Genomic DNA, 26,428 nt, shown 5'->3' on the forward strand with positions numbered 1-26,428 from the left:
CGGGTGGGCGACGGCGGGTTTATGTTTCCGAGTAGTTAATACCTAGTAGGTACTCAGTAAGCGTAAACCCGTGCGGCCGGCCCGCCTGAAGGAAGGATCGGACCATGTCCTCCGAACTCACCACCGCGGAACAGGCGGCGATCACCAGCGGCTCCGACTTCTGGCACACCACCGGCGTCGTCCCGGCCGGCCTGCCGCCGCTGACCCTGACCGACGGCCCGCACGGCGTCCGCATGCAGGCCGAGGGCGACGACCTGCTCGCCGGCGTCCCGGCCACCTGTTTCCCGCCCGCCGTCGCCAGCGCCTCCACCTGGGACCCGGACCTGCTGCGCCGGATGGGCGAGGCCCTCGGCGACGAGTGCCGCGCCCAGGACGTCGCCGTGCTCCTCGGCCCGGGCGTCAACCTCAAGCGCAGCCCGCTCGGCGGCCGCAACTTCGAATACTTCTCCGAGGACCCGATCCTCACCGGCGTGCTCGCCACCGAATGGGTCCGCGGCATCCAGAGCAGGGGCGTCGGCGCGTCGCTCAAGCACTTCGCGGTCAACAGCCAGGAGACCGACCGGATGCGGGTCAGCGCCGACATCGACGAGCGCACCCTGCGGGAGATGTACCTGCGGGCCTTCCAGCGGGTGGTCACCCGGGCGCAGCCGTGGACGGTCATGTGCGCCTACAACAAGATCAATGGGGTGTACGCCAGCGAGCACCACTGGCTGCTCACCGAGGTGCTGCGCGGCGAGTGGGGCTTCGAGGGCCTGGTCGTCTCCGACTGGGGCGCGGTCGTCGACCGGGTCCGGGCGATCGCCGCCGGGCTCGACCTGACCATGCCGGGGCCGGACGAGTCCGGCGACCGGCAACTGGTCGCCGCGGTCGAGGACGGGACGCTCGACCCGCAACTGCTGGAGGTCGCGGCGGAGCGCGTACGCGCGATGATCCTGAAGGCCGGGAAGCGCCCGGCCGGAACCTACGACGCCGAGGCACACCACGCGCTGGCCCGGGAGATCGCCGGACGGGCGATCGTGCTGCTCAAGAACGACGGTGACCTCCTGCCGCTGGCCGGTGAGGGCGTCTCGATCGCGGTGCTCGGCGAGTTCGCCCGGACCCCGCGCTACCAGGGCGGCGGCAGCTCGCAGATCACGCCCACCCGGCTCGACGACGCGCTCACCCAGATCACCGCGTCGACCAGCGCGACCGTCACGTTCGCGCCCGGCTACACCGTCGACGACAACGGCCCGGACGAGGCCCTGATCGCCGACGCCGTCACCGCGGCCCGTTCCGCCGACGTGGCCGTGGTCTTCGTCGGCAGCGTGCACGAGACCGAGGGCGCCGACCGGGCCTCCCTCGACCTGCCGCCCGCCCAGCTCGCCCTGATCGAGCGGGTCGCCGCCGTCAACCCGAAGACCGTCGTGGTGCTCTCCAACGGCGCGGTCATCGCCACCAAGCCGTGGGACGAGAACGTCCCGGCCCTGGTCGAGGGCTGGCTGCTCGGTCAGGCCGGTGGCAGCGCGCTCGCCGACGTGCTGTTCGGCCGGGTCAACCCGTCCGGGCGGCTCGCCGAGACGATCCCGGTCACGATCACCGACCACCCGTCGTACCTGGACTTCCCGGGCGAGCACGGCCATGTGCGGTACGGCGAGGGACTGCACGTCGGGTACCGCGGCTTCGACGCGCAGGAGCGGGCGGTGGCGTACCCGTTCGGTTTCGGGCTCTCCTACACCACCTTCGCGTACGGGACCGCCACCGTGACCGTGACCGACGCCGGCATCGAGGTGCGGATCCCGGTGACCAACAGCGGCGACCGGGACGGCCGTGAGGTCGTCCAGGCGTACGTCAGCCTGCCCGGTTCGACGGTGCGGCGCGCCCCGCGCGAGCTGAAGGCGTTCGCCAGCGTCGCCATCGCGGCCGGCGAGACCACCGAGGTGACCCTGACCATCGAGCGGGCCGACCTGGCCTACTGGGACATCCGGCTGAACAGCTGGATCGTCGAGGGCGGCGACTACACGGTCGCGGTCGGCGCGTCCTCGCGGGACCTGCGTTCCACGGTGACCGCCACGGTGGCCGGCGACCCGGCCCGGGTGCCGCTGACCGTCGACTCCAGCGTCGGCGAGTGGATGGCCGACCCGCGCGGCGCCGAGCTGCTCGGTGCGGCGTTCGCCGAGGCCAACGAGGCCAGCGGCGGCGACAACGTGATGGCGGCGATGACCGCCAGCCCGGAGATGCTGATGATGCTGGGCAGTCTGCCGCTGAGCCGGATGGCGATGTTCCCGGGCAGCCCGCTGCGCGACGACCAGCTGGACAAGCTGGTCGCGTCCGCGAACGACTGATCGAGAAAAGGGCGCTCCGGATGTCCGGAGCGCCCTTTGCCGAGTTCTATGCCCGCGTCTTGCTGAGTAACGCCTGGATCCGGGAGACCAGCTCCCGCGGACTGAACGGCTTCGTCACGTAGTCGTCCGCGCCGGCACTGAACCCGCCCTCGACGTCCTGCTCCTGCACCCGGGCGGTCAGCATGATGATCAGCATGCCGGCGGTGGACGGGTCGGCCCGCAGTGCCCGGCACACGTCGATACCGGAGAGGCCGGGCATGGAGACGTCGAGCACCGCGAGTTGCGGGTGGTGCTCGCGGGCGGTGTCCACGGCGGCCTGACCGTCCCCGACGGTGATGACCTCCAGCCCGGCCTGCTCCAGTTTGAACGCGACGAGGTCACGGATGTCGGCGTCGTCGTCGGCCACCAGGACCGTCGTCACGGCAGCTCCCCCCGGATCAGACTTATCTCTCGGATAGGACAATATCTCGATAAATCCGTTTCTGGGCGCAATGCGGCTCCCCGCTACCGATCGGCAACCAGTCCGCCCCCGGAAGCACAGCCCCCGACCAGTGTGCTGGAAACCAGCAGCAAGCAGGGAGGGAACACGATGACGGCCGAGACGGTACGCACCGAGGCACTGTTCGCCTCCCACCTGCAGCGATCCGAACACCCCAACGCCACCACGATCCGCGCCGCGGTCACCGCCACCGTGGACCGGCTCGGCGAGAGCGGCTGCGCCGAGCTGATGGCCCAGGAATTCGGCGAACATCCGGACTGCGCGATGAACCGGATGCTCTGGGCACGCGCAGCCGTCCGGGACGCTTTCTCCCGTACGGATGAAGGCCTGGCGCCTGACCCGCGACGGCCGTAAGCTGGCCGCCATGCGCGCTCATCTGACCATGATGTGGTGGCCCGCCTGACCGGCGGCCATCTCCCTCGCGCGTGACACACCACCGCGGCCGCCTCCCCGAGGCGGCCGTTCTCCATGTCCGGGCCTCGGCAGGCGCCGCCGAACCCGGAGGACACCCATGCAGCCCTTCGCCCTGCTGCACCGCGACGGCGCCGACCACGTCGAAGTACTGGCCGGCACCGTCGTCACCGTCGACACACTCGCCGCGATCCCCCTCGAACCCGGCCGGCCCGTCCTCGCCGTCGTGCCCTACCGGCAGATCACCGAACGCGGTTTCGACTGCGTCGACGACGGCGCACCCATGGAATGCCTCCTGGTGGAGAGCATCCGCCACGAGCCGCTCAGCGCCTTCCCACCCGGCGAACTGACCCTGCGTGACGGCGGCTTCGACCTGTCCGACACCGAGTACGGCGACCTGGTCACCCGGGTCCTGGACGAGGAGATCGGCCACGGCGAAGGCGCCAACTTCGTCATCCACCGCACCTACCGCGCCGTCGTCGACGGCGACCCGGTCGCCGCCGCCCGCGCCGCCTTCGGCCGCCTCCTCGCCACCGAACAGGGCACATACTGGACATTCCTGGTGCACACCGGGGCCCGTACGCTGGTCGGCGCCACCCCCGAACGGCACGTCAGCGTCGACGGCGGCGTCACCATGATGAACCCGATCAGCGGCACCTTCCGGCACGGCTCCGGCACCCTCGAGGACTTCCTGCGCGACCGCAAGGAGATCGAGGAACTCCACATGGTCCTCGACGAGGAACTGAAGATGATGGCGACGGTCGCCGACCACGGCGGCCAGGTCGCCGGACCCTACCTGAAACAGATGGCGCACCTGACCCACACCGAATACCTGCTGGCCGGACAGGGCACCCTGGACGTGCGGGACGTACTACGCGAGACCATGTTCGCCCCGACCGTCACCGGCAGCCCCATCGAGAACGCCTGCCGCGTCATCGCCCGCCACGAACGCCGCGGCCGACGCTACTACGCGGGCGTACTGGCCCTGCTCGACCACGACGACGCGGGCGACCAGACCCTCGACGCGCCGATCCTGATCCGCACCGCGGAGATCACCCCCGACGGCGCCCTGCGGGTCCCGGTCGGCGCCACCCTGGTCCGGCACTCCACCCCGGCGGGGGAGGTCGCCGAAACCCACACCAAGGCGGCGGGCATGCTGGCCGCGCTGGGTGCCATCCCCTCCGCCCCTTCCCGTGTACGCGTGAGCACACAGCCCCCGTCACCCGCGGTCCAGGCGCTACTCACCGCCCGCAACGAGGGTCTCGCCCGTTTCTGGCTCGACTCCCGCACCCCGGGCACACTGACCGAACCCGCCCTGGCCGGCCGGTCCGCCGTGATCGTCGACGGCGAGGACACGTTCACCGCCATGCTGGCCCACCAGCTCCGGGCCCTGGGCCTGACCGTGACAATCATCCCGTGGACCGCCCCGGTCCCCGACGCCGACCTGGTGGTGGTGGGCCCCGGCCCCGGCGACCCGGCCGACCCGTCATCGCCGAAGATGGCCGCCCTGCGCGCCCTCGTCCGCACCCTGCTGGACGAGAAGAAGCCCCTGTTCGCCGTCTGCCTCGGCCACCAGATCCTCGCCGCCACCCTGGGCCTGCCCCTGATCCGCCGCGACTCCCCCTATCAGGGGCTGGCCCGAGACGTCCCGCTGTTCGGCACCACCCGCCGGGTGGGCTTCTACTCCTCCTTCGCCGCGGCCTCCCCCACCGCCACCACACCTCCCGCCACCACACCCCTCACCCCCACACCTCCCGCCACCACACCTCCCACACTCACACCCCTCAACCCCACACCGCCCTCTGCCACACCCCTCACCCCCACACCGCCCTCTGCCACACCTCCCGCCGCCGCCACGCCGTCCGCCGCCGCGCTACCCACCGCCACACCTCCCACCGCCGCGCTACCCGCCGCCGCACTTCCCGCCGCCGCACTTCCCGCCGCCGCACTTCCCGTCGGCAAATCTCCTGTGGCGGCATCTCCTGTTCTTGCGGGGTCACACCCTGGCCTGGAGATCGCCGCCGACCCGGCAGACGGCCTGGTCCACGCACTTCGGGGCCCAGGTTTCGCCGGAGTCCAGTTCCACCCCGAATCAGTCCTGAGCCGAGACGGAATCGACGTCCTGCGCGAACTTCTCCCTCCTCTGCTGACTTCCGTGGTTAGTCCGTCCATAAGCGGGTAGCGAAATAGACGTCGGTGGTCCAAGGCGATCGAGAGCCTCTCCTTGGACCACCGACCCACTTCCCACCCCGCCCGCCGCACCCCGCGCTCACGCACCCCGCACCCCGCACCCCGCGCTCACCCCCGCCGCACCCCGCGCCCCGCCGCACCCCGCGCCCCGCCGCACCCCGCGCTCACCCCCGCCCGGCCCACCCACCCAGCGCCGTGCCGCGTCCGGCCCACCCCATCCCGCGCCCGACCCACCCCGCGCCACCCCCGCTCCGCCCCGCGCCCGCCCAGCTCCGCCCCGTCCAGCTCCGCCCCGCGCCCGCCCAGCTCCGCGCCCGCCCAGCTCCGCTCCGCGCCGCGCCGCGCCGCGGCATGCGCCCGGCCCACCCTCACAAGCGGGTGTACTCACCACCCACAACGGGACGGCCCCCACACCCGATCACGGCACTGGGGACGCCCAGCATCCGCGATGCGGCGGCCCTCGCACCCAATGCTTGATCGGGTCCCCCCACCGTCTCGGCGAGCGGCCCACACACCCGATCACGACATCGGGAACGCTCACCACCCGCGATCGGACGGCCCCCGCACCCGAACCCTTGATCGGGTGCGAACCCTTGACCGGGTGCAGTCACCCACCCAACGAGCAGCCACCGCACCCGATCAAGCCACCGGGGACGAACACCATCCGAAACAGGACGACCGCGGCACCCAAACCCGTGATCGAGTGCACCCACCGCCCCAGGAAGCGGCCACCGCACCCGTACCCGCCAACGGGTGCACCCACCACCCACGACAAGCGGCACCCGCACCCGATCACGACACCGGGAACGCTCACCACCCGCGATGGGACGGCCCCCGCACCCGAACCCTTGATCGGGTGCAGTCACATGCTCGAAGAGCGGCCACCGCACCCGACAGCTTGATCGGGTGCACCTACCGACACAGCGCGCGGCCCCTGCCCCCGATCAAGCAACCGGGGGCGCGCACTACCCGAAACTGGACGGTCGCTGCGCCCGGAAGCTTGATCGGGGTCGGTCACCTGCCCGGCGATCGGCCGGCGCACCCGATCACGGCATTGGGGGCGCGCACCACCCTCGATAGGGCAGCCGCTGCCCCCCACGACTTGATCGGGTGCGGCTGCCTGCTCGGCGAGCGGCTGGCGTACCCGTTAGCGGTTCTGGGGGCGGTCACCGCTTCCACCACGTACCGACTGCCGGTCTCGAATTGCCCGACCTGCGCGGCATTCGGTCCAACTAGAGGCTTCTCGGTCACTCGGGGCGGAAGTCGGCTGTCCACAGGGGTTGCGCGGGAGACGGGCTGTCCACAGGGGCGGGGCGGCAGGATTGGGGACGCGGCACGCTCTGCCGATGTCATTTTTGTTGGAGCAGGGGCGTCCTCGGTTCGCTGAGTACCCCGATCTTCGGGAGTGGCCGGAGCTGCTCAAGCTTGTCGTTCACCAGCATGGGGTCATCAGCTGGCAGCAGGCGCGACGGCACCTCAGCGAGAAGGCTGTTCTCAGCCGCGTCCGGACCGGCCGGTGGCGGAAGGTTCACCGGGCCGTCTATCTGGCGCACACCGGGCCCGTCTCCGACCGCGAGCGGTACTGGATCGCCAGTTTGGGAGCCGGCAACGGGCGGCCCGCGCCGGTGGCTGGGCTCTCGGCGCTGATTCTGCACGGCTTCCGGCCGCCGAGAGCCGGCGCTGACGAGGGTGGGCCGATCCACACGGTGATCCCGCATCGGCTGGTGGACCGGAATCCGCCGCCCGGGGTGGTCGTGCACCGTTCCCGGCTGTTGCGGCAGGCTGATGTCTGCCTCACCGTCCGGCCGCCCTGCACCATGCCGGACCGTTCGTTGCTCGACGCGGCGCAGTGGGCGTTGTCCGACGTCGCGGCCACGGCTCTGATCGCTGCCGCCTTTCAGCAACGGCTCGTCAGCGCGGAGCAGATGGTGTCGTTGCTTCGGTGCCGGGGGCGCCTCATCCGGCGGGCGGTGATCGCGGCGGCCGTGGCCGATGCGGGCGGCGGCTCGGAGTCGATCTACGAGGTGGAGTTTCACCGGCTCTGCAAGGCGGCCGGTCTGCCTGCGCCGACGCGTCAGGCCGTTCGCCGGGATCGTGACGGTCGCCGCCGCTACCGCGATGTGTTCTTCGATCCGTGGCTGCTGCAGGTCGAGATCGACGGATCGCAGCATATGACGACGGGAAGCTGGTATGCGGACATGCGGTCGGGCAATGCCGTCGCGATCAGTGGTGTTCGCCTGCTGCGGTTCCCCGGCTGGAAGGTGCGGCACCGTCCTGAGGAGGTGGTCGCCGAGGTCCGCGCCGCCCTTCTGGCCGCGGGCTGGAAGAGCGCAGCGATCTGAGCCGGCGGTACGGAACAGGGTCGGAACAGGTGACGGGCCGGATGGCGGGCCGAAAGCGGGCCGGAAAGCAGGCCGGACGGCGGGCCGGAAAGCAGGCCGGACGGCGGGGACGTCCCTAGGATCGGGGCATGGACGTCACTTACTACTTCGATCCGGCATGTCCGTTCACCTGGCGTACGTCGCGGTGGCTGGTAGCCGTCGCGCCGGAACGGGACCTGACCGTGCGCTGGCGGGCGTTCAGCCTGTCGATTCTCAACGGCGACGACGTGCCCGAGCAGTACCGGGCGCCGATGGCCGCGTCGAGCCGGGCGCTGCGCCTGGTGGAGGCGTTGCGGGCGGACGGGCGGGACGACCAGATCGCCGCGTTCTACGCGACGCTCGGCGAGCGTACCCATGATGGGGGTGAGGTTCTCAGCGATCGGATCGTGGCGGAGGCCGCTGTCGCTGCCGGTGTGGAGAAGGCCGAGTCGATCCTGGACGACGCCTCGTGGGACGACCGGGTTCGCGAGTCGCACGAGACCGCGTTGACGCTGGCCGGGCCGGGTATCGGGTCGCCGGTGCTGCAGGTGGCCGGTGCCGCCCGCGGCCTGCACGGTCCGATCATCTCGGAGGTGCCGGGACAGGATGAGGCTCTGCGGATCTGGGACGCGACCGCATCCCTGATCACGATCGAGTCGTTCTTCGAGGTGAAGCGCGGGCGGGGCTGACCTGCACGGGTTTACCGTCGCGGTGGCGCAGGGTATCCGGCTCGCGTCGTTGACCTCACGGAGGACATCTTGGCCGAGCCGCACGTCACCCTGGACCCTCGTACCCTCAATCCGGTGGAGGAGAAACTGCGCGGTCCGTTGGAGGATCAGCTCAGTTCGGCCCTGCAGGCCGCCACCACCAAGATCAGTCAGCAGTACGCCGGGGAGAGTGTCGAGCAGGTCACCGCGATGCTGCTCGACCAGGCCAAGGCCGCTCTGCACCCGGATATCGCCGCTGGTTTCCAGCCGGACCACGCGCAGTTGCGTCACGTGGCCGAGGAGATCGTGAACCGCTCGCACTGACGGACACGAGGGACATCAACGGGTTTCCCTCGGAAGTTATCGTGAGGGCATGCCTCGAGATGAAGGTCCGGCCAGCCGGGCCTTCATCTCGTACGCTCACGACTCCGGCGCGCACCGTGACCGGGTCCGGGCGTTCTGGCATTTCCTGAGAACGGTCTGCAACGTGGACGCGTGGTGTGATTTCTCCGCCGAGGCGTCCCGCACCGAGTGGACTCGGACGATGGAGTCCGCGATGGACGCCGCCGAGTTCATCCTGGTGATCGCCTCCCCGCAGTACCGTCTCCGGGCCGGCCCCGACCTGCCGCCGACGTTGGAGAGCGGGCGTGGTGTGGCGTACGAGGCGAGCCTGTTGCGGGATCGTTCCTACCGGGACCCGGTGGGGGCGTTGCGCCAGATCCTGCCGGTGGTTCTGCCGGGCTGTTCGGCGGATGACATCCCGGGTTTCCTGCTCCGGCATTCCACCACCCATTATCCGGTGTCGTCGTTCACCGTGGCCGGGGCGGAGCAACTGGTCCGGGTGCTGACCCATCAGCCCGCGGAGATCGTCCCCGATCTGGGCGGCCGGACGCCGGAGTTGTCTCCCCGGCCGGTCCCGGACGGCGAGCGTGACCGGCTTGTCGCGGCGCTCCGGACGTTGCCGGTGATGAGCAGTCCGGAGGCGCGGGAGTACTTCGCCACGATGGTCGCGGAGCGTCTGCGTCCGCCGTTCCCGGCGGGGCCGGGCGGCCGGGAGCCGGACGTCTATCTCCACGATCTGGTCATGACACTCGCCACCAGGAACGGTGACCTGTGGGCGGTCGCGGACACGGTGCATGCCCTCCATGAGGGTCAGCCGATCGACGACGAGGTCCGAGAGTTGGTCGAGCGCCTCACGATGATCGGCTGAGAGGCCTGCCCGTGGTTCGGTTGGCCACATCACGATGATCGGCAAATACGTCATCCCGAATAGGGCCGAACGTCTCACGATGATCGTATTTTTCCGTGTCCGACTTTTCCTATTTTACCCCGGCGAGCCGCAATTGTTCGTAGCATCCGAGGGTGGAGAATCATCCGGCCGGATCCGGGAGGGACCCGGTCGGCGTACCCGGGTCACCTGCGTCCGCCGTCCACTGTAGAGTGCGTGCGGCCCGGCCCGGCCCACGTGTCAGAGGGAAGTGATGATGCCGCAGACGGCGGATGTGCAGACTGAGGTTCAGGACCTCAGTGCGATGAAGCTGGCGGATCTGCAGCACCAGGACCCGGCCCGCTTCTCCGGCACGCTCCGGCGCCTGCTCAGCCGGGTCGAACAACCCAGCCGCAGCATCAGCGGCTACAACCCCCAGCGACTCGACTGACCTCGACCGGGTGATCCCCGTCAGGGGCCGGTGCCACTTGCGCCGCTTCCGGCGGGCGTACCACAATTCCGGGCGGCCGCCGCGACTCCGATCCGGTGGCCTTCGTCGATACCGAGGACACCCATTGATCGCCGATACCTCCGAGTCGCACCACGTCATCGCGGGGCATGACTTCCACAGTCTCGCCCGCGGGCACGGCGACGCCGAGTCCGTCCGCCAGTTCACCGTCACCGAGCGGAGCTGGCGACTGGTGGGCCTGCGTCATCTCCTCGCCACGCTGACCGACGAGCAGGCCGGTCCGCTCCCCCCGGTCGCCGACGCGTGGAAACTCATCCTGCGCGCCGAGGAGGCCGACGAGGACGCGGTCACCGACACGGTGATGTATCCCCAGGTCGGCATCTGGATCGCCCATCTGTTGCGGCGCCTGGGCGGGGTGGTGACCGACACCGAGCCTCTGTGGACGGACGTGGGTTACCTGCATGCGGTGGCCGCCGTCGCCGCCGTCCGCGCCGGGCTGGCGTTCGCCGTCGACGTCCCGGTCCGTGCCGGTGTGGTGGTGCTGCCCGCGCTCGGCATGGCCCGGTTCCCCGATGCCACCACGGGAGTAGCCACCGTCGCGTCCCCCGGCCGGCGCGACGACAACCCCGGCGACGACAACCCCGGCGAGGACGGTCCGGTCACGGTGTCCCTGGGTGACACCGTGGTCCGGCTGGCCGCCGACGACCCGGCCTGGCGGCCTGCCCCGCGCTGTCACGCCGACGTCGACGGCGCCCGCATCGCGTTCCTTCTGGACGACGTCGACCCGTACCGTGACCTGCGGGGATATTCCGCCCCGGCGCCACTTCCCCCGGCCGACCTGGCCCGCTGGCAGGAGTTGCTGACCGCGGCCTGGACGATCCTGGTCCGCCAGGACCGGGCCCGGGCCGAGGGGGTGGCGGCGGCGCTCACCACGCTCATCCCGCTGCCGGCCGCCAAGCCCTACCGCCCGCTGAGCGCCTCCTGCGACGAGGCGTTCGCCGCGATCGTCGCCTCGATGCCCGACGACGCGGAGCAGTTCGCGATGACCCTCGTGCACGAGACCCAGCACGTCAAACTGGGCGCACTCCTGCACCTGGTGACGTTCGTCGACGACCCGGACGGCCCGGCCGTCTACGCACCGTGGCGTGACGACCCCCGCCCTCTGAGCGGTCTCCTTCAAGGCGTGTACGCCTTCGTCGGCATCACCGATTTCTGGCGGCGGCGCACCGATCCCGGTTCACGGTTCGAGGCCGCGCTCTGGGGCCGGCAACTACGCCGGGTGCTGGCCGCCCTTCGTACCGACTCCCGCCTGTCCCCGTTCGGGGAACGCCTGGTCGCCGAGCTGTACGACACGGTGACCGGCTGGCCGCCGCCCCCGGCTGACGCGGACACCACCCGGCTCGCCGCGTCGGCCGCCGCCGACCACTATGCGCAGTGGCGGGCGCTGCACGTCGCCGCACCCGAAGACTGGGTTCGCGAGGCCGTCCTCGCCTGGAATTCCGGTGGGCCGCGACCGGCGATCCCCGCCACGGTGATCGCCCCGGTGACCGACACCAGCGCCCGCTGGCTGGACGGCCGGGCCGTGCTGGCCCGCATCCACTTGACCGATCCTGCACAGTTCGCGGCGCTGCTGCACGCGCCGGGCGCGGTGGCGGACACCATCCCTGGAACACTTCCGGCCGACCTGTCCCTGATCACCGGTGACGCCGCCGCCGCGCTCGAGGGTTACCGGGCCCATCTGGTCACCGACCGGGGCAGCCCGCGCGCCTGGGCCGGTCTCGGGCTGGCCCTCGACGCTCTCGGCCGGCCCGCCGCGGACCTGCTGGAACACCCGGAGCTCGCCCGCGCTCTGGCCCGCGCGCTCCCCGGCGCCGATCCACTGACGGTGGCCGATTGGATGACCGGCGCCGCAGCCCCTTGCTGACAGCGACATCATCGGTACCATCAGTTGTCCCGATCCCGGGTGGCCCACCGGCAGCGGAAGGAGATCGCGGTGCGTTCTGATCCGGACGCCGGGCAATCGTGACCGGCCCCCGGCGGTCGATCCAGGACGCCATGGCCCAGGCCCTGCAGCGGACCCACCGGCTCACCACACTGAACCGCCGGGTCGAACTGGTCCGGCACGTGGGAAGTCACAACTCGTTCCCGCTGTCGGTGCCGGAGGTGCCCGAGGAACGGACCCACCTGCATCTCATCGTCGACGAGTGCGCCCGGCAGGACTGCCTCACCGATCTGGTCGACGCCGTCGAGGCGCTCCATCTGGGTGACGAGTACGCCATGTTGCGCCTGCGGCAGCTCAACGACGAGTGGGACGGCAGCGCACAGTTCTCCGACCCCGAACAATGGTGGCAGATCAAGGACATTCTGAAACAGATTCCGCTCACCAACGGATTCGCGCTTTTCACCGCGGCACAGCGCGACAATCCGGCCCCGGCGCACTGCCGGACCGTCTGGCATCTTTTTGCGCATCTCGCCGGTTCCAACAGCGGCGAGCAGGGCGTACCCCTTTTCATGATCTTTTTATGGATGGTCGCGGATCAGATCGAGACCCGGTACGCCCGCCCGCTCAAACACCTGCTGGCCCAGCTGGCGACCGAGTGGAACATCACCGGCCCGTTCCTGCGTCTCGCCCTGGAACGGATCCGCACCGTGGGCAGCACCGCCCGGCACGCCACCCTGCTGATCCTGATCGATCCGCACGAGACCGACGCGCTGACCTACACCGTCCGCCACTGGTACGGCTGGGACGCCGACCCCGGCGTCCTGGTGCACCGCGGCGACGCGGAGGCCGCCGAGTCCGCGCTGCCGGACCGGGTCCGCGAGATTGTCCGGACCGCGGAGAGCCGTTTCCCGCTCGACGACCGCCGGCTGCGCATCGAGTTCGTCCTCCCCGACCACCTGCTCAACCTGCCCGTCGAGCAGTGGGCGAAGGAGTACGACTCGGCCGGCGATCCGGTGCCGCTCTACCTCTCGTACGCGGTCGTGGTCCGGAGCCTGGAGCGGATGCGCAACCGGCACCGGCACGCGTTCTGGTGGCAGCGGTGGCGCACCGTCGCGGACACCCCGGGCTTCGCCCTGTCCCGGCACGCCCAGGATCATCCGCACGGCCTGGCGGAGAGCATCGCGCAGGACACCCGGATCGTGGCACTGGTACTCAGCGGCCCGCCCGAGCCGGTCCGCAGCGACGGGATGAAAGAGATCGGTATGGCGGTCCGCGCCGGAATACCGATCATCGTCTGGCACCGGCGGCGGGCACCGACCCCGCAGTTCCGCGAAATCGTCGACAACTCGATCCGCTTCGGCGAAATTACGGAACTGCCGGATCGCGCATTCCGGTTGAGGCTCGCCCACTGGGTGGACGATGATGAGCGCGCTGACATCAGCCGCAATCTCGTGGTGCTGTGGGATGATCCGATACGCGTTCCGGAACAATTCACCCGGCCGCCCCCGGACGAAGGATGACCATTGACCGGAATTGATTGTCTGTTCCGCAGATGCCATGTCCGATGACGAGGCGGTACGCGACGAGTCCGCTCCCGCCGCGTTCGGCCCCCTCGGCGGCACCGATGCCGGCCCGCCGTGGGAGATCCACCTCGTGGTCGACGATCACCCGACGACCGTGGTGTGGCGGGACACCATCGACGCGTTCGCTGCCGCCACCGCCGCCGCACCCGGGATCGCCGTGGTCCGCCGCTGGAGCCTGCGGGTCCCCGCGTCCGGCGAAGTCCGGGTCCGCGCCGACGACGCCGGTGACACCGACGACGCCGACGACACCGGACCTGCCGACCCCGGGGCACGCCGGCTGATCCTGGTCCTCACCGACGGCGCCGCGGCCGGCTGGACGACCGGTTCCCTAGCTCCCGTCCTGCGCTCGTGGGGCCGGACGCATCCGCTTGCCGTCGTCCACCTGCTCCCGCCCGCGATGTGGCGGCGGACCGGGCTGACCGGGCAACGGCTCCGGCTGCGGACGGAGGAACCGGGCGGGCCGAACACCCGGCTCACCTGGCAGACTGACCCGCCGAACCCGGGGACGGATGCTCTGGCCGTACCCCTGCTGGATCTCGATCCTCGTCGCCTGGCGGCCTGGACCGCCCTGATCGCCGCGCCCCCGGAGGCCGGCACCGACCTGCCCTGCCTGCTGATTCCGCGGGAGCCGCACGGCATCCGGCCCCCGCCCGTCACGCCGCCGGCCCGCATCGACCCGGTCGCCGACTTCCGCGCGGTCGCCTCGCCCCCGGCCTACAAACTCGCCCGTCACCTGGCCGCCGCCCCGCTGAACATCGAGGTGATGCGCCTGCTGCAGGACGAGCTGCTCCGTGACCCGCTGCCCGAGCACCTCGCCGAGATCCTGGTGTCCGGTCTGATCCAGCCGGTGCCGCCCGATCCGGAGGTGACCGGCGACGTGCTGATCACCCACGACTTCCCGCCCGGGGTTCGCGGGGCGCTGCTGGCCCGGGGCCGCCGCAACGAGATCATCCGGGTGGTCCACGCGCTGGACCGGCATCTCGGGGAGCGGCATCCGGAGATCCACCGGTTACGGGCAGCGGTCGACGACCCGGCCGGTGCCGACCCGGAACAGCTCGGCACCGGCGGGCGCCGGATCGCCGAGGTGCAGGCCGTCGTCCTGCAGGCGTTGTCCGGCCAGCATCTGTCGCTGGCGACCAGCATCCAGAGTCAGGTGGCACCGGTGGGCGCGAGCGAGACCCCGGCGGACCTGCCGGTCGCCTCGGAGGAGTCGATGGAGGTCGGCATGTCACTGATCGAGCAGCCCGGGACGCCGCCGCCCACGGTGTTCGGGACTCCGCCCGGCGCCCCGCGGCCGGCGGTCCGGGTGCCCGCGGTGTGGGGCAACGTGCCGCCGCGCAACCCGAACTTCACCGGCCGCACGGAGCTCCTCGACCAGCTCCGGGCGGGACTGACGGCCGAGCCGACCGCGGTGCTGCCGGAGGCGCTGCACGGTCTGGGTGGCGTGGGCAAGACGCAGGTGGTGGTGGAGTTCGTCTACCGCAACGCCGGTGACTACGACGTGGTCTGGTGGATCTCGGCGGAACGCCCGGCCCAGATCACCTCGGCGATGGTGGAGCTCGCCACCAAGCTGCGCCTGCCGGTGAACGCCGAGGCCGCCGCGGTGCCCGCGGTCAAGGAGGCGCTGCGCGTCGGTGTGCCCTACGCCCGGTGGCTGCTGGTCTTCGACAACGCGGACGTTCCCGAGGACGTCCGGCCGTACTTCCCGCTCGGCGGCCCCGGGCACATCGTGGTGACCTCGCGGAACCCGCAGTGGGAGGCGGTCGCCAAGAAGGTGGAGGTGGACGTCTTCCACCGCCGGGAGAGTCAGGCGCTGCTCACCCGCCGTGCCCCGGCGCTGAGCCGGAAGGAGTCCGACGACCTGGCCCGGGTGCTCGGTGACCTGCCGCTCGCCATCGAGCAGGCGGCGGCCTGGCTGGCCGAGACCGGCATGCAGGCCAGCGAATACCTGGCGCTCTTCCAGGAGAAGACCATCGAGCTGATGGAGATGTCGCCGCCGTCGGACTACCAGCTCCCGGTCGCCGCCGCCTGGAACGTCTCGCTGGACCACCTCGCCCGGGCCCGCCCGGCCGCGCTGCGGCTGCTGCAGCTCTGCGCGTTCCTGGCACCGGAACCGATCTCGCGGACCCTGCTGTCCGCCGGACGGCAGCTGCGGGTGCCGCCCGAGCTGGCCGCGGCCCTGCGTGACCCGATCCAGCTGGGCCGGGCCATCCGCGAGATCAACCGGTACGCGCTCGCCCGCATCGACCACGCGAAGAACACCATCCAGATGCACCGCCTGGTTCAGGCCGTCCTGATCGAGCGGATGACACCCGAGGAACGCTTCGCGATGCGGCACAGCGCCCACCAGTTGCTCGCCGCCAGCAATCCGCAGCAGCCCCTCGACCGGGAACGCTGGCCGGTCTACGCCGAGTTGTACCCGCACCTGGTCGCTTCCGGGGCGATCACCGACGCGGAGGACGACTGGGTCCGGGACCTGGTGATCGGCGAGGCGAAGTACCAGATCCTCTGGGGCAACCCGGTGGAGAGCCTGACCATCTCCGAGCAGGCCTACCGGGCGTGGCAGACGCGGCTCGGGCCGGAGGCCCCGCAGACCCTGGAGATCGGCCGCTGGCTGGGGTACGTGCTGTTCGCTCTGGGCCGCTACGCCGAGGCGGCCCGGCTCAACGCCAAGCTGCTGTCCGTCTACGAGAAGATCTCCCAGCGCAACGCCGACGAACTGCCGGAGGCCCGGCTGGAGGCGATGCAGGCGGTGGCTTCGGACCACCGGACCGAGGGCCGGTTCCAGCAGGCGCTGGATCTCTCCCGTGAGGTGTACGACCAGTGCATCCAACGGTTCGGCGACGACGACCCGATGACCCTCAACGCCGCGCACAACCTGGCCGTCAGCCTGCGCCTGGCCGACCGGTTCGAGGAGGCCCGCGACGTCGACCAGACCACCTGGGAGCGCAAGGTCCAGGTGTACGGGCAGAACCACGAGGAGAGCCTCCGCGCCCAGCGGGGTGTCCTGATCGACCGCCGGCAACTCGGCGACTACCTGGCCTCCCGCGACGAGTTCGAGCGGCTCGGCGAGACGTTCGTCGACGTGCTCGGCGAACGGGACCCGCAGACGGTGGAGACGAACCGGAGCCTGTCGGTGACCCGCCGTAAGGCCGGCGACCACGACGGCGCGCTGGCCATCTCGACCGACGCGCTGCGCCGGTTCGAGGCCGCGTTCGGTGCCGACCATCCGGGGACCATGGCCGCCGCGCTCAATCTGTCGCTCGACCTGCGGCAGGCCGGCCGCCTGGACCAGGCGCGCGAGGTCGCCACCGACAACTTCCAGCGGTTCCGCGACCGGCTGGGCGAGACCCACCCGCATTCGCTGGCCGCCGGCGGCAACCTGGCGATCATCTACCGGCTCCAGGGTGAGGTCGCGAACGCCCGGGAGCTGAACGAGGTCACCCTGCAACGGTTGCGGGACCGGCTGGGTTCCCGCCACGTGCTGACGTTGAGCTGCGCCACCAACCTCGCCAGCGACCTGTTCGAGGCGGGCGAGGTGGAGGAGGCACGGGTGATGGACACCGAACAGCTCGAGGGGTACCGCGCCGTGATGGGCGAGAACCATCCGTCGACGCTTGCCGCCGCGCTCAACCTGGCGATCGACCTGCGGGCGCTGGGTCGTTCCGACGAGGCGTACGCCCTGCACGACGACACGCTCGCCCGGTATCAGCAGGTCCTGGGCCTGGAACATCCGGCGACCCGGGATGCCGGGCAGTGGCAGCGGGCCAACTGCGACATGGACCCGATGCCCCTGTGACCGGTCAGCCCTCGGCGGGGGTGTTGCGCCAGCCGCGGGTGGACAGGACCAGGCGGTATCCGTCCGGGTCGGTGACCGTGACACCCCACCGGTCCCAGTACTCGCTCTGCGACACCCGTTCGCCGCCGGCCGCCAGCAGGCGCTCGACCAGGTCGTCCGGGACCGGACCGTCGAGGTAGACGACCAGCAGGTCCTCCGTCGACGGTGACGGGGGCAGGTCGGTGGCGACCAGTTCCAGGTGCCAGTGCCCGCCGGCCCGGCCGACCATCAGCAGGTCGTGTTCGCCGGGCGCGGACGCGGTGCCGCGATAGAGCACGTCCAGTCCCAGCGCCTCTACATAGAACCGTTCAGCCAGGGTAAGGTCCCTGCTCGGACGCGCCAGCCGGACATGAGTGGTCACATCGATCGTCACGACGGGATCGTAGGCGACCACCGATCCGATCGAACCGAACACCGTGCGTGTCCGTACCTCTCGGCGGAGTTCATCCGATCACGGCCAACAGGAGACGAGCATGGAACGGACGGGACCGGACGACGACCGCAGCCGTCCACCGTCCCTGCGGATCGCCGGCTATGTGCCCGGTCACGCGGAGCGCACCGCCGCCCGGGAGACCGAGGAGCGGTCCCCGCAGGTCAACTGGCCGGACATCGCGGACTACTGGCCGGCGGCACCGCGTGAGGAGCGGGCCCCCGAGCCGAAGGAGACCAGACCGGCCACCCGGAAACGGATCGCGCTGGCCGGCGGCGTGGCCATGCTGGTGATCGGCGGGGCGGTGCTGCTGGCCCGCCCGCTGCACACCGCGGAGGTTCCGGGGAACACCGCCGCCCAGGCGCCCACCCCGGAGGCGACCACGATCGCGCCGCAGCCGCCCGTCTCGGTCGCGCCGGCCACCACCGCAGCACCGTCGGCCACGCCGTCCGCCCCGCCGAGCAGCGTCCCGGCCGCGACGACGTCCGCCCCGGCCACCGGCGAGCTGCTCCCGGTCGTCACCTCGGCCCGGTTCGAGCTGGCCACCGGCGTCACCGAACTGTCGGTGAGCACCGCCGCCCTCGACGGCGAGTACTTCACGGTGAGCACCCCGGACGACTCCGGTCTCAAGGCCGGCACCACCTTCACCGACGGCGTGCTGCGGGTCAGCGCCACGTCCACCGGCGAGGCCGGGTCGGGCAAGCTCGTCGTCCGGCTCAGCCGGGACGTCACCTGGCATCTGCGGATGACCGGCGGCGTCGCGAGGGCCACGTTCGCCATGGGCGGGGCGAAGGTCAGCCGGGTCGACCTGGACGGCGGCGCCGAACGGATCGACCTGACCCTCGACCCGCCGTCGGACACGCTGCCGATCCGGATGACCGGTGGCGTCGCCACCTGGCGGATCCGCACCGGCGCGTCCCTGCCGGTCCAGGTGCGGGTCCGCAACGGCGCCGGCGGGGTCACGCTGTACGGCGAGGAGCGCGAGGGTATCGCCGCGGGCACCACGATCCGGGACGGCGACGTGGCCGACGACGGTCTCGACATCGACGCCCGCGAAGGCTTCGGGACGCTGACAGTCAGCAAGAACTAGCGGCGGTGCAGGTTGAAGACCAGGTCCAGGACGAGCGCGGTCCAGCCGGTCTGATGCCACGCGCCCAGCCCGGCCCCGTTGTCGCCGTGGAAGTACTCCGGGAAGGCGACCAGGTCCTTCCAGTCCGGATGGGTCTGGAACAGCTCGGTCGACCCGTAGATCGGTCGCCGCCCGTCCTCGTCGGGGGTGAACATGCTGATCAGCCGGCGGGACAGGTCGTCGGCGATCTCGGTCAGTGACGCCTTGCGCTGGGCTCCGGTCGGGTACTCGGCCTTCAGGTCGTCGCCGTAGAACTCGGCGAACTCCCGCAACGCCTGGATCAGCAGGTAGTTGACCGGCATCCAGATCGGACCACGCCAGTTGGAGTTGCCGCCGAACAGGCCACTGGTGCTCTCCGCCGGCTCGTATCCGACGGTGAAGTCGGAGCCGCCCAGCGAGACGGTGAACGGTTTCTCCAGATGGGCCCGCGAGAGCGTGCGCAGCCCGTACGCGGAAAGGAACTCCTCCGGGTCGAGCAGGCGCGCCAGGATCCGCAGCAGCTGGTCCTGCCCCACCATGCTGAGCAGGCGCTGCTGGCGCCGGTCCGCGCCGCCCAGCCGCCGCGCCGAGATCACGTCCCCGAACTCGGCCTGGTGGTGCAGCATCCAGCGGACCCGGGCGTTGACCTCCGGCAGCCGGTTGAGGGTCTCCGAGGTGAGCCGGGTGGTCGCCGCCAGCGGCAGCAGGCCGACGATCGAGCGGGCCTTCAACGGCACCTTGTGGCCGTCGGGCAGCCGCAGCACGTCGTAGAAGAAACTGTCCTCCTCGTCCCACAGCCCCTGCCGGTACGCGGCCTCCGCGATGTACGTGAAGTGTTCGAAGAATTTGGTGGCCATGTCCTCGTAGGCCCGGTCGTGCAGGGCCAGGATGATCGCCATGTCGAGCAGGTTGAGGGCGTACATCGCCATCCAGCCCGTGCCGTCGGACTGCTCCAGTGCCCCGGCGACCGGCAGCGCCGCCGACCGGTCGAACGGCCCGACGTTGTCCAGCCCGAGGAACCCGCCTTCGAACACGTTGTTGCCGCCGACGTCTTTGCGGTTGACCCACCAGGTGAAATTGAGCAGCAGTTTGTGCATCACCCGGGACAGGAAGTCGTAGTCGTGACTGCCGTCGATGCGGAACACCTGCAGCGCCGCCCACGCGTGCACCGGCGGATTGACGTCGGCGAACGCCCACTCGTAGGCGGGAATCTGCCCGTTGGGGTGCATGTACCACTCGCGCAGCAGCAGGAGCAGTTGCGCCTTGGCGAAGCCGGGATCGACGCGGGCGATGCTGACACAGTGGAAGGCCAGGTCCCAGGCCGCGTACCAGGGGTACTCCCACGGATCCGGCATGCTGATCACGTCGAAGCTGTTCATGTGCCCCCAGCCGGCGTTGCGCCCGAAGCGCCGGCCCGGAGGCGGGGGTGCGTTGCCGGGATCGCCGGCCAGCCACTGCTTGACGTCGAAGTGGTAGAACTGCTTGCCCCACATCAGCCCGGCGACGGCCTGCCGGGCCACCGCCTTCTCGTCGTCGGAGGCGGCGTCCGGGATCGTCTCGGCGAAGAAGGCGTCGGCCTCGGCGAGCCGGTCGCGCATCACCGCGTCCCAGTCGTCGCCCGGGCCGTCCGGCGCGTCCCCCTGAGTCAACCGCATTCTGAGGGTACGAGTCTCGCCCGGTCCCAGTTCCAGCCGGTAGTGCAGCGCGCCCTTCGTGCCGGCGCCCGCCGGGTTCACCGTGGGCGTCCCGTGGATCACGAAGTCGTTGATCCCGTCCTTGGGGTAGTGACTCTTCCCCGGCAGCCCCCAGAGCCGCTGCGCGTTCGTCTCGTTGTCGCACATCAGCGCCGGCGGCTCGTCCTCGCCGACCAGGGTGATCGCGCCGATCGACCGGTGCTCGCCGGCCAGCCGTCCCGGCGTACCGGTGATCTTCGGGACCTGCCGGTTCTTCAGCCCCCACGACCACGTGTTGCGGAACCAGAGGGTGGGCAGCACGTCGATGGTGGCGGTCTCGGGGCCCCGGTTGGACACGGTGACCGCGATGCACATGTCGGCCGGGCCGGCTTTGGCGTAGTCGACGGTCACCGCCCAGAACCGGTCCTCGTCGAAGACGCCGGTGTCGACCAGCTCGTACTCGCCCTCGAACCGGGAGCGGTGGCCGTTCTCCCGGACCAGTTGGTCGTACGGGAACTCGGCCTGCGGATAGTGGTAGCGCCACCGCATCCACGAGTGGGTCGGCGTGGAATCCTGGTACCACCAGTATTCCTTGGCGTCCTCGCCGTGGTTGCCGCCGTCGCCGGTCAGCCCGAAGATCCGCTCCTTGAGGATCGGGTCCTTGCCGTTCCACAGTGCCAGGGCGAAACAGAACGTCTGCCGGTCGTCACAGACCCCGGCCATCCCGTCCTCGTTCCACCGGTACGCCCGCGACCGCGCATGATCATGCGGAAAATACGCCCACGCGGTGCCGTGTTCGCTGTAGTCCTCGCGGACCGTGCCCCACGCGCGCTCCGCCAGGTAGGGGCCCCACGCACGCCACGGCTGTTCACCGGAGTCGGCCTGAGCCAGGCGTCCGCGTTCCGACACGTCCCTTGTCACCCCCACCACCCGAAATCTCCCACAAAAGAGATCACACTGAGAGTGTCACGCCGATGTGTCAAGCGTGTTCAGCTCCGGGGATTATCCGGGGCGGTTCTTCCGCCCCGGCCGGTGGCCGCCCGCGGGTAGTTTCGGGGCGTGCCCGCTTCTGAATACGTCCAGAACCTCCGCGCCAAGGTCGGCCCGGGTCTGATCATGTTTCCCAGCGTGACCGCGGTGGTCTTCAACGACCGCGACGAGGTGCTGCTGCACCGCCGCAGCGACACCGGCGTCTGGACGCTGATCGCCGGCATGATGGACCCGGGCGAACAGCCGGCCGACGCGGTGGTCCGCGAGGTCGAGGAGGAGACCGCGGTCCTGGTCGAGATCGAACGGCTGGCCGGCACCGCCCTGCACGAGGTCACCTATCTCAACGGCGACCACTGCCACTTCGTCAACATCTGGTTCCGTTGCCGGGCGGTGTCCGGCGAGGCCCGCGTCAACGACTCGGAGTCCCTGGCCGTCGAGTGGTTCCCCCTGGACGCCCTGCCCGAACTGAACCCGTTCGCCCAGCACCGCATCCGCACCTCCCTGGAGAAGGACGCCCCGGCCTGGTATGCCGCCCCCGGCGAAGAGGTCCTCCCCGGCATGTGACGCCCGCCCGGTCAGCCCAGCCAGCCCGGGCGGATCAGGCCCGCCTCGTAGGCCTGCACCACCAGCTGCGCCCGGTCCCGCGCGCCCATCTTGATCATCGCCCGGCTGACGTGGGTCTTCGCGGTGGCCGGGCTGATCACCAGGCGCGCGGCGATCTCGTCGTTGGAGAGGCCCTCGCCGACCAGCGCCATCACCTCCCGCTCCCGGTCGGTGAGCTGCTCCAGAGCCCGGGCCGCCCCCGACGTCTGCTCCCGGCTCCCGGCGTGCGCGGCTGCCCGCGACCGGTCGCGGGCCAGCGCCGCCGCCCCGCCGGCGAACTCGCCGATCACCCGCCGGGTCACGCTCGGCGACAGCAGCGCATCGCCGGCCGCGACCGCGCGCACCCCGCGCAGCAGGTCCACCGGCTCGGTGTCCTTGACCAGGAAGCCGGAGGCCCCGGTCCGCAGCGCCTCGAACACATACTCGTCGAGCTCGAACGTGGTCAGGATGACGACCCGGGTGTCCCGCAGGGTCGGATCCGCCGCGATCCGCCGGGTCGCCTCCAGACCGTCCACGCCGGGCATCCGGATGTCCATCAGCACGACGTCCGGCCGGGTCGACCGGGCCAGTTCCACCGCCCGCGCCCCGTCGGCGGCCTCACCGACCACCGCGATGTCCGGCTCCGCGTCGAGCAGGGCCCGGAACCCGGCCCGCACCAGCGCCTGGTCGTCCGCCAGCAACACCGAGATCATGTCGTCTCCTCCGGTCCCTGTGTGTGCGGCTCCTCGCGGGCGCGCGGGCTCTGCGGTGGCAGGGGAAGCACCACCGACACCAGGAAGCCGCCGGTGGGTGGGCGACCCGCCGCCAGCGTGCCGCCCAGCGTCTCCGCCCGCGCCCGCATGCCGATGATGCCGCTGCCCGGCTCACCGACCGGCCGGCCCGGGTCCGGCGGCGGACCGGCGTTGCGGATCGACAGGTGCAGCGCGGCCGGAAGGTAGTTCACCGACACCTCGGTGCCCGGCTCCGCCCCGCCCCCCGTCGCGCCCACGGCAGACCCAGCGGGCGCGTGGCGGCGGACGTTGGTGAGCGCCTCCTGCACGATCCGGTAAGCCGCCCGGTCCACCTCGGCCGGCAGCTCCCGCGGCTCCCCGGTGATCGTCGTCCGCACCGGGATGCCGGCGTCCGCGGTCAGCTCGGACAGCATGCCCAGTCCGAGGGCCGGCTGCCGGGGCGCCTCCTCCCCCTCGGTCCGGAGCACCCCCAGCACCGACCGCACCTCGCGCAGCGCCTCGGAACTCGCCGTCTTGATGGCCGCGAGCGCCTCCCGGGCCTGCTCCGGCCGGGCGTCCATCAGGTGCAGGCCGACGCCCGCCTGCACGTTGATCAGTGACAGGTGGTGCCCGAGGACGTCGTGCAGCTCCCGGGCGATCCGCAGCCGCTCCTCGGAGGCCTGGCGTTTCTGCTGTTCCTGCCGGACCCGTTCCTGTTCGGCCCGGGCCTTGGCGATCTCGGCGAGCTGATTGGCGTAGACCCGGGAACCCGCGCCCAGCAGCACCATCGCGACCAGGGCGAGCCCGCCGAGCACGATCTGGCGCAGGTCCGGACGGGCGCCGGCCGGCAGGTCGAGCACCGGGACCGGCCCGCTCAGCACCAGCATCACCAGGAGGTAGGCGCCGAACCCGGACACCGCCGCGAGCACCGCGGCCGCCCGGCGCCCCTGGCGGGCCAGCCCGAACAGGGCGATCGCCGGAGCCACCGCATAGGTCCACCGTGGCTGCGCCTGGGTCGCGAACGCGATCGACGCGGTCGCCGCGACCGCGAACACCGCAACCGGGAAGCGCCCCCGCCAGAACAGCGCGAGCGGACCGATCAGCAGGAGGGTGTAGGTCAGCGCGTCCATCGGCCGGTGGACCAGGCCGTCGGCGGCGAGGTCCCGCGCGCCGAGGACATGGAAGAGGATCGCGGAGATCACCGCGACCGGCGGCCCGCCCCCGTGACGCCCGTGCGGCTGGAGGCGCCGCCGGGCCCAGGGCGGGCCCGGAGCCCAGGGTCCTGACCAGCCGTCGGCTCTCCGCATGAGCCGAACCTACGGCACCCCCGGCCCCCGGACATCGGAGCAGGGTCTGATCCTCGTCTACGCCCCTGGACGTACACGAGGCGCGGTCCGGCCTTCCGGATACCTCCGGTGCGGTACCCGGGCACTCCCGGAAGATGCGCCCCCGGTGCGACGCGCCGGACCGTCCGGACGGGCAGGCTGATGACCAGCACAGCACCACATCCCGCCGAGGAGGACATCATGCATCCCGAAGCACCCGTTGCACCCGCCGCTACCGGCGGCCGGATCCGGACCTCCGACGCCGAGCGCGAGCAGGTCGCCGAGATCCTGCGGGCCGCCATGAGCGAGGGCCGACTGGACCTGTCCGAGGGTGAGGAGCGTCTGGCCACCGCCTATGCCGCGCGGTATCGCGACGAGCTTCGATCGCTCACCACCGACCTGCCGGAGGGCGGCCGGCGGGCACTGGACATGACGCCGCAGGGCCGCGCAGCGACACGCCGGGACCTGATCCGGCACGCGAGTTTCATTCTTGTCGCCGCCGGTGTCCTCACCGGTCTCTGGCTGCTGTCCGGCGCCACCTTCTTCTGGCCGGCCATCCCGCTGATGTTCCTGGTCATCGGCCTGTTCCGGCACGCTCGCCACGGTCGCTACCGGTTCCGTTACAGCTACGCTCATCATGTCCGATATTGATCAATATGATGTCGGGTGCCCGACCTTGAGCGCGACATCGCCCGCCGGTCGTTGATCTTCGCCGTCCGCTCTGCCACAGTGGCCGAGTTTGTTCGGGGAGGGACAAAGACACATGATGGGTCCGTCGCACGCTCTGTCCGGTTCGGCCGCCTGGCTGGCCGGCAGCTGGGCACTAGCCCAGTTCGCCGATGTCACCCAGTCACCGCTCGAGGTGGCGGTGGGAACCGCGATCTGCGCGGGTGGCGCGCTCCTGCCCGACCTCGACATGTCCGGCAAGGTGACCAAGAACCAGGGCGGCGCCACCGTCGCCCGCACCTTCGGGGTGGCCTCGCTGTTCGTCGCCGAGGTGGTGGAGAAGGTCTCGCTCGGCATCTACACGGCGACGAAGCTGAGCAAGGATCCGCGCCGCAACAACGGGCACCGCACCTTCACCCACACGATCCCGTTCTGCGTGCTGCTCGGCTGGGGCACCTCGGCGCTCTGCGAGAAGTACGGCGAGTGGGCGGTCGTCGCGATCGTCTTCGTGATGGCCGGCCTGGCCCTGCGCGGCCTCTTCGACGACTGGGCCGAGCGCGCCGGCTGGGTGCTCGTCACCCTGACCTCGGGTGTCGTCGCCTGGTTCACCGCCGCCAACCTGGACGGAGACCGCGGCTATCCGCTGATGGGCCTGGCCGTCGGCATGGGCTGTTTCGTCCATATCCTCGGTGACTGGATCACCAAGAACGGCGTGCCGATCCTCTGGCCGATCCCGATCAAGCGCCGCATGTGGATGATGTTCGGCATCCCGAACAGCATGGCGGTCAAGGTCGGCGGCAAGGTCGAGGTGGTCATCCTGCGCGGCGTCTTCACCTTCGTCGCGCTGATCTCGATCGCCGGCCTGTTCGTCCCCAGCCTGTTGCAGCGCTTCAACCTGGACATCTGGGCCAGCAAATAACCTCCGCCCAGCACGGCAGGCGACTCGCCCCCGCCCTTTCCTGTGTACGCGTGAGCACACCACCCACGAGCCGCTCCGGATTATCGGAGCGGCTCGTGTCGTCATGGCGGTAGGCCCACGGCGTCTGATCGTGGAGACCGTGGAACTCCCCGACCCCTCGGATCGGGCAGATCCGGACTTCGTCGACCAGTCGGAGACCGGGGCCCTGGCGGGGCTCTGTCTCACGGACTGTTCCAGCTTGTGGCGGCGGCTGGCCCCGGTGCCGTACGCGGTGGCCGGACGGTTGGCCGCGTTGGCGCAGCCCGTCCGGCCGTCCCGCGTCGATCTGCTCGTACCGGAGGCGTCCGTCCCGGCCGCTACTGCGGCACTGTCCAGACTCTCCATGCCGCGGTGGCACGAACGGTTACAGATGTACACCGGCAACGACTGATCAGCCCAGCAGCGAAGCAGCACCGGAACAGTGATCAGTCCGGGAAC

21 protein-coding genes are annotated in these 26,428 nt (G+C 70.9%); 16 read left to right on the top strand and 5 right to left on the bottom strand.

What is annotated here, in order from left to right:
* Positions 1-104: 104 nt before the first annotated feature.
* The gene (locus tag QSK32_RS38535; RefSeq protein WP_045748430.1) at positions 105-2,321 is read left to right on the top strand and encodes a glycoside hydrolase family 3 C-terminal domain-containing protein; all 2,217 of its coding nucleotides are present in this window, start codon (positions 105-107) and stop codon (positions 2,319-2,321) included.
* Between the two features lie 46 nt (positions 2,322-2,367).
* Here the strand turns inward: QSK32_RS38535 and QSK32_RS38540 are convergent, their stop codons facing one another.
* Positions 2,368-2,742: a response regulator transcription factor gene (locus QSK32_RS38540; protein WP_045748429.1), complete on the bottom strand. Its 375-nt coding sequence runs from the start codon at positions 2,740-2,742 to the stop codon at positions 2,368-2,370.
* A 168-nt stretch (positions 2,743-2,910) separates the two neighbouring features.
* Between QSK32_RS38540 and QSK32_RS38545 the strand changes: the two genes are divergently transcribed.
* The 10 genes from QSK32_RS38545 to fxsT all read left to right on the top strand — a co-directional run bounded on the left by QSK32_RS38545 (position 2,911) and on the right by fxsT (position 17,488).
* Positions 2,911-3,174, top strand: coding sequence for a hypothetical protein (locus QSK32_RS38545; RefSeq protein ID WP_285474711.1), 264 nt, complete (start codon positions 2,911-2,913; stop codon positions 3,172-3,174).
* 157 nt (positions 3,175-3,331) lie between these two features.
* Positions 3,332-5,413: an anthranilate synthase family protein gene (locus QSK32_RS38550; protein ID WP_285474712.1), complete on the top strand. Its 2,082-nt coding sequence runs from the start codon at positions 3,332-3,334 to the stop codon at positions 5,411-5,413.
* 1,363 nt (positions 5,414-6,776) lie between these two features.
* Complete coding sequence (locus QSK32_RS38555; protein WP_245674264.1) at positions 6,777-7,763, top strand: type IV toxin-antitoxin system AbiEi family antitoxin domain-containing protein; 987 nt, start codon at positions 6,777-6,779, stop codon at positions 7,761-7,763.
* Between the two features lie 128 nt (positions 7,764-7,891).
* Positions 7,892-8,470, top strand: coding sequence for a DsbA family protein (locus tag QSK32_RS38560; RefSeq protein ID WP_045746968.1), 579 nt, complete (start codon positions 7,892-7,894; stop codon positions 8,468-8,470).
* Positions 8,471-8,539: 69 nt separating this feature from the next.
* Positions 8,540-8,812: a hypothetical protein gene (locus QSK32_RS38565; protein ID WP_045746969.1), complete on the top strand. Its 273-nt coding sequence runs from the start codon at positions 8,540-8,542 to the stop codon at positions 8,810-8,812.
* A gap of 49 nt (positions 8,813-8,861) precedes the next feature.
* Positions 8,862-9,698 carry an SEFIR domain-containing protein gene (locus QSK32_RS38570; protein WP_285474713.1) on the top strand — a complete coding sequence of 279 codons (837 nt, stop codon included), beginning with the start codon at positions 8,862-8,864 and terminating at the stop codon, positions 9,696-9,698.
* A gap of 292 nt (positions 9,699-9,990) precedes the next feature.
* Positions 9,991-10,146, top strand: coding sequence for an FxSxx-COOH-like cyclophane-containing RiPP peptide (locus QSK32_RS38575; protein ID WP_285474714.1), 156 nt, complete (start codon positions 9,991-9,993; stop codon positions 10,144-10,146).
* A 124-nt stretch (positions 10,147-10,270) separates the two neighbouring features.
* On the top strand, positions 10,271-12,088 hold the full coding sequence (locus QSK32_RS38580) for an HEXXH motif domain-containing protein (RefSeq protein ID WP_285474715.1): 1,818 nt from the start codon (positions 10,271-10,273) through the stop codon (positions 12,086-12,088).
* A 98-nt stretch (positions 12,089-12,186) separates the two neighbouring features.
* Positions 12,187-13,626 (top strand): VMAP-C domain-containing protein, encoded by a 1,440-nt coding sequence (locus QSK32_RS38585; protein ID WP_285474716.1) that lies wholly within the window; start codon positions 12,187-12,189, stop codon positions 13,624-13,626.
* A gap of 37 nt (positions 13,627-13,663) precedes the next feature.
* Positions 13,664-17,488: an FxSxx-COOH system tetratricopeptide repeat protein gene (gene fxsT, locus QSK32_RS38590; protein ID WP_285474717.1), complete on the top strand. Its 3,825-nt coding sequence runs from the start codon at positions 13,664-13,666 to the stop codon at positions 17,486-17,488.
* A 4-nt stretch (positions 17,489-17,492) separates the two neighbouring features.
* Here fxsT and QSK32_RS38595 read toward each other — a convergent pair whose 3' ends face one another.
* Positions 17,493-17,900: a VOC family protein gene (locus tag QSK32_RS38595; RefSeq protein WP_502872583.1), complete on the bottom strand. Its 408-nt coding sequence runs from the start codon at positions 17,898-17,900 to the stop codon at positions 17,493-17,495.
* A gap of 100 nt (positions 17,901-18,000) precedes the next feature.
* Here QSK32_RS38595 and QSK32_RS38600 point away from each other — a divergent pair, with 100 nt between their 5' ends.
* Complete coding sequence (locus QSK32_RS38600) at positions 18,001-19,047, top strand: hypothetical protein (protein WP_285474718.1); 1,047 nt, start codon at positions 18,001-18,003, stop codon at positions 19,045-19,047.
* Here QSK32_RS38600 and QSK32_RS38605 read toward each other — a convergent pair.
* On the bottom strand, positions 19,044-21,659 hold the full coding sequence (locus tag QSK32_RS38605; protein WP_285474719.1) for an MGH1-like glycoside hydrolase domain-containing protein: 2,616 nt from the start codon (positions 21,657-21,659) through the stop codon (positions 19,044-19,046). The two genes, QSK32_RS38600 and QSK32_RS38605, sit on opposite strands and share 4 nt — an antisense overlap.
* A gap of 138 nt (positions 21,660-21,797) precedes the next feature.
* Between QSK32_RS38605 and QSK32_RS38610 the strand changes: the two genes are divergently transcribed.
* On the top strand, positions 21,798-22,292 hold the full coding sequence (locus QSK32_RS38610) for an NUDIX hydrolase (protein WP_285474720.1): 495 nt from the start codon (positions 21,798-21,800) through the stop codon (positions 22,290-22,292).
* Between the two features lie 11 nt (positions 22,293-22,303).
* Here the strand turns inward: QSK32_RS38610 and QSK32_RS38615 are convergent, their stop codons facing one another.
* On the bottom strand, positions 22,304-23,023 hold the full coding sequence (locus QSK32_RS38615; protein WP_045746973.1) for a response regulator: 720 nt from the start codon (positions 23,021-23,023) through the stop codon (positions 22,304-22,306).
* The gene (locus tag QSK32_RS38620; RefSeq protein WP_285474721.1) at positions 23,020-24,348 is read right to left on the bottom strand and encodes a sensor histidine kinase; all 1,329 of its coding nucleotides are present in this window, start codon (positions 24,346-24,348) and stop codon (positions 23,020-23,022) included. The genes QSK32_RS38615 and QSK32_RS38620 overlap by 4 nt, the downstream gene beginning before the upstream one ends.
* 219 nt (positions 24,349-24,567) lie before the next feature.
* Here QSK32_RS38620 and QSK32_RS38625 point away from each other — a divergent pair, with 219 nt between their 5' ends.
* The 3 genes from QSK32_RS38625 to QSK32_RS38635 all read left to right on the top strand — a co-directional run bounded on the left by QSK32_RS38625 (position 24,568) and on the right by QSK32_RS38635 (position 26,381).
* Positions 24,568-25,017, top strand: a complete 450-nt coding sequence (locus QSK32_RS38625) for a DUF1707 SHOCT-like domain-containing protein (protein WP_045746993.1) — start codon at positions 24,568-24,570, stop codon at positions 25,015-25,017.
* Positions 25,018-25,129: 112 nt separating this feature from the next.
* Positions 25,130-25,951 carry a metal-dependent hydrolase gene (locus tag QSK32_RS38630; protein WP_045746975.1) on the top strand — a complete coding sequence of 274 codons (822 nt, stop codon included), beginning with the start codon at positions 25,130-25,132 and terminating at the stop codon, positions 25,949-25,951.
* Positions 25,952-26,090: 139 nt separating this feature from the next.
* Positions 26,091-26,381, top strand: coding sequence for a hypothetical protein (locus QSK32_RS38635; protein WP_285474722.1), 291 nt, complete (start codon positions 26,091-26,093; stop codon positions 26,379-26,381).
* Positions 26,382-26,428: the final 47 nt, after the last annotated feature.

It is taken from the genome of Actinoplanes sp. NBRC 101535, assembly GCF_030269225.1.
Taxonomy (GTDB): Bacteria; Actinomycetota; Actinomycetes; order Mycobacteriales; family Micromonosporaceae; genus Actinoplanes; species Actinoplanes rectilineatus.

Coding starts and splice junctions, on each gene's coding strand:
- QSK32_RS38535 (WP_045748430.1), top strand. CDS start 105: ATGTCCTCCGAACTCACCACCGCGGAACAGGCGGCGATCACCAGCGGC.
- QSK32_RS38620 (WP_285474721.1), bottom strand. CDS start 24,348: ATGCGGAGAGCCGACGGCTGGTCAGGACCCTGGGCTCCGGGCCCGCCC.
- fxsT (WP_285474717.1), top strand. CDS start 13,664: ATGTCCGATGACGAGGCGGTACGCGACGAGTCCGCTCCCGCCGCGTTC.
- QSK32_RS38570 (WP_285474713.1), top strand. CDS start 8,862: ATGCCTCGAGATGAAGGTCCGGCCAGCCGGGCCTTCATCTCGTACGCT.
- QSK32_RS38545 (WP_285474711.1), top strand. CDS start 2,911: ATGACGGCCGAGACGGTACGCACCGAGGCACTGTTCGCCTCCCACCTG.
- QSK32_RS38560 (WP_045746968.1), top strand. CDS start 7,892: ATGGACGTCACTTACTACTTCGATCCGGCATGTCCGTTCACCTGGCGT.
- QSK32_RS38615 (WP_045746973.1), bottom strand. CDS start 23,023: ATGATCTCGGTGTTGCTGGCGGACGACCAGGCGCTGGTGCGGGCCGGG.
- QSK32_RS38630 (WP_045746975.1), top strand. CDS start 25,130: ATGATGGGTCCGTCGCACGCTCTGTCCGGTTCGGCCGCCTGGCTGGCC.
- QSK32_RS38625 (WP_045746993.1), top strand. CDS start 24,568: ATGCATCCCGAAGCACCCGTTGCACCCGCCGCTACCGGCGGCCGGATC.
- QSK32_RS38550 (WP_285474712.1), top strand. CDS start 3,332: ATGCAGCCCTTCGCCCTGCTGCACCGCGACGGCGCCGACCACGTCGAA.
- QSK32_RS38600 (WP_285474718.1), top strand. CDS start 18,001: ATGGAACGGACGGGACCGGACGACGACCGCAGCCGTCCACCGTCCCTG.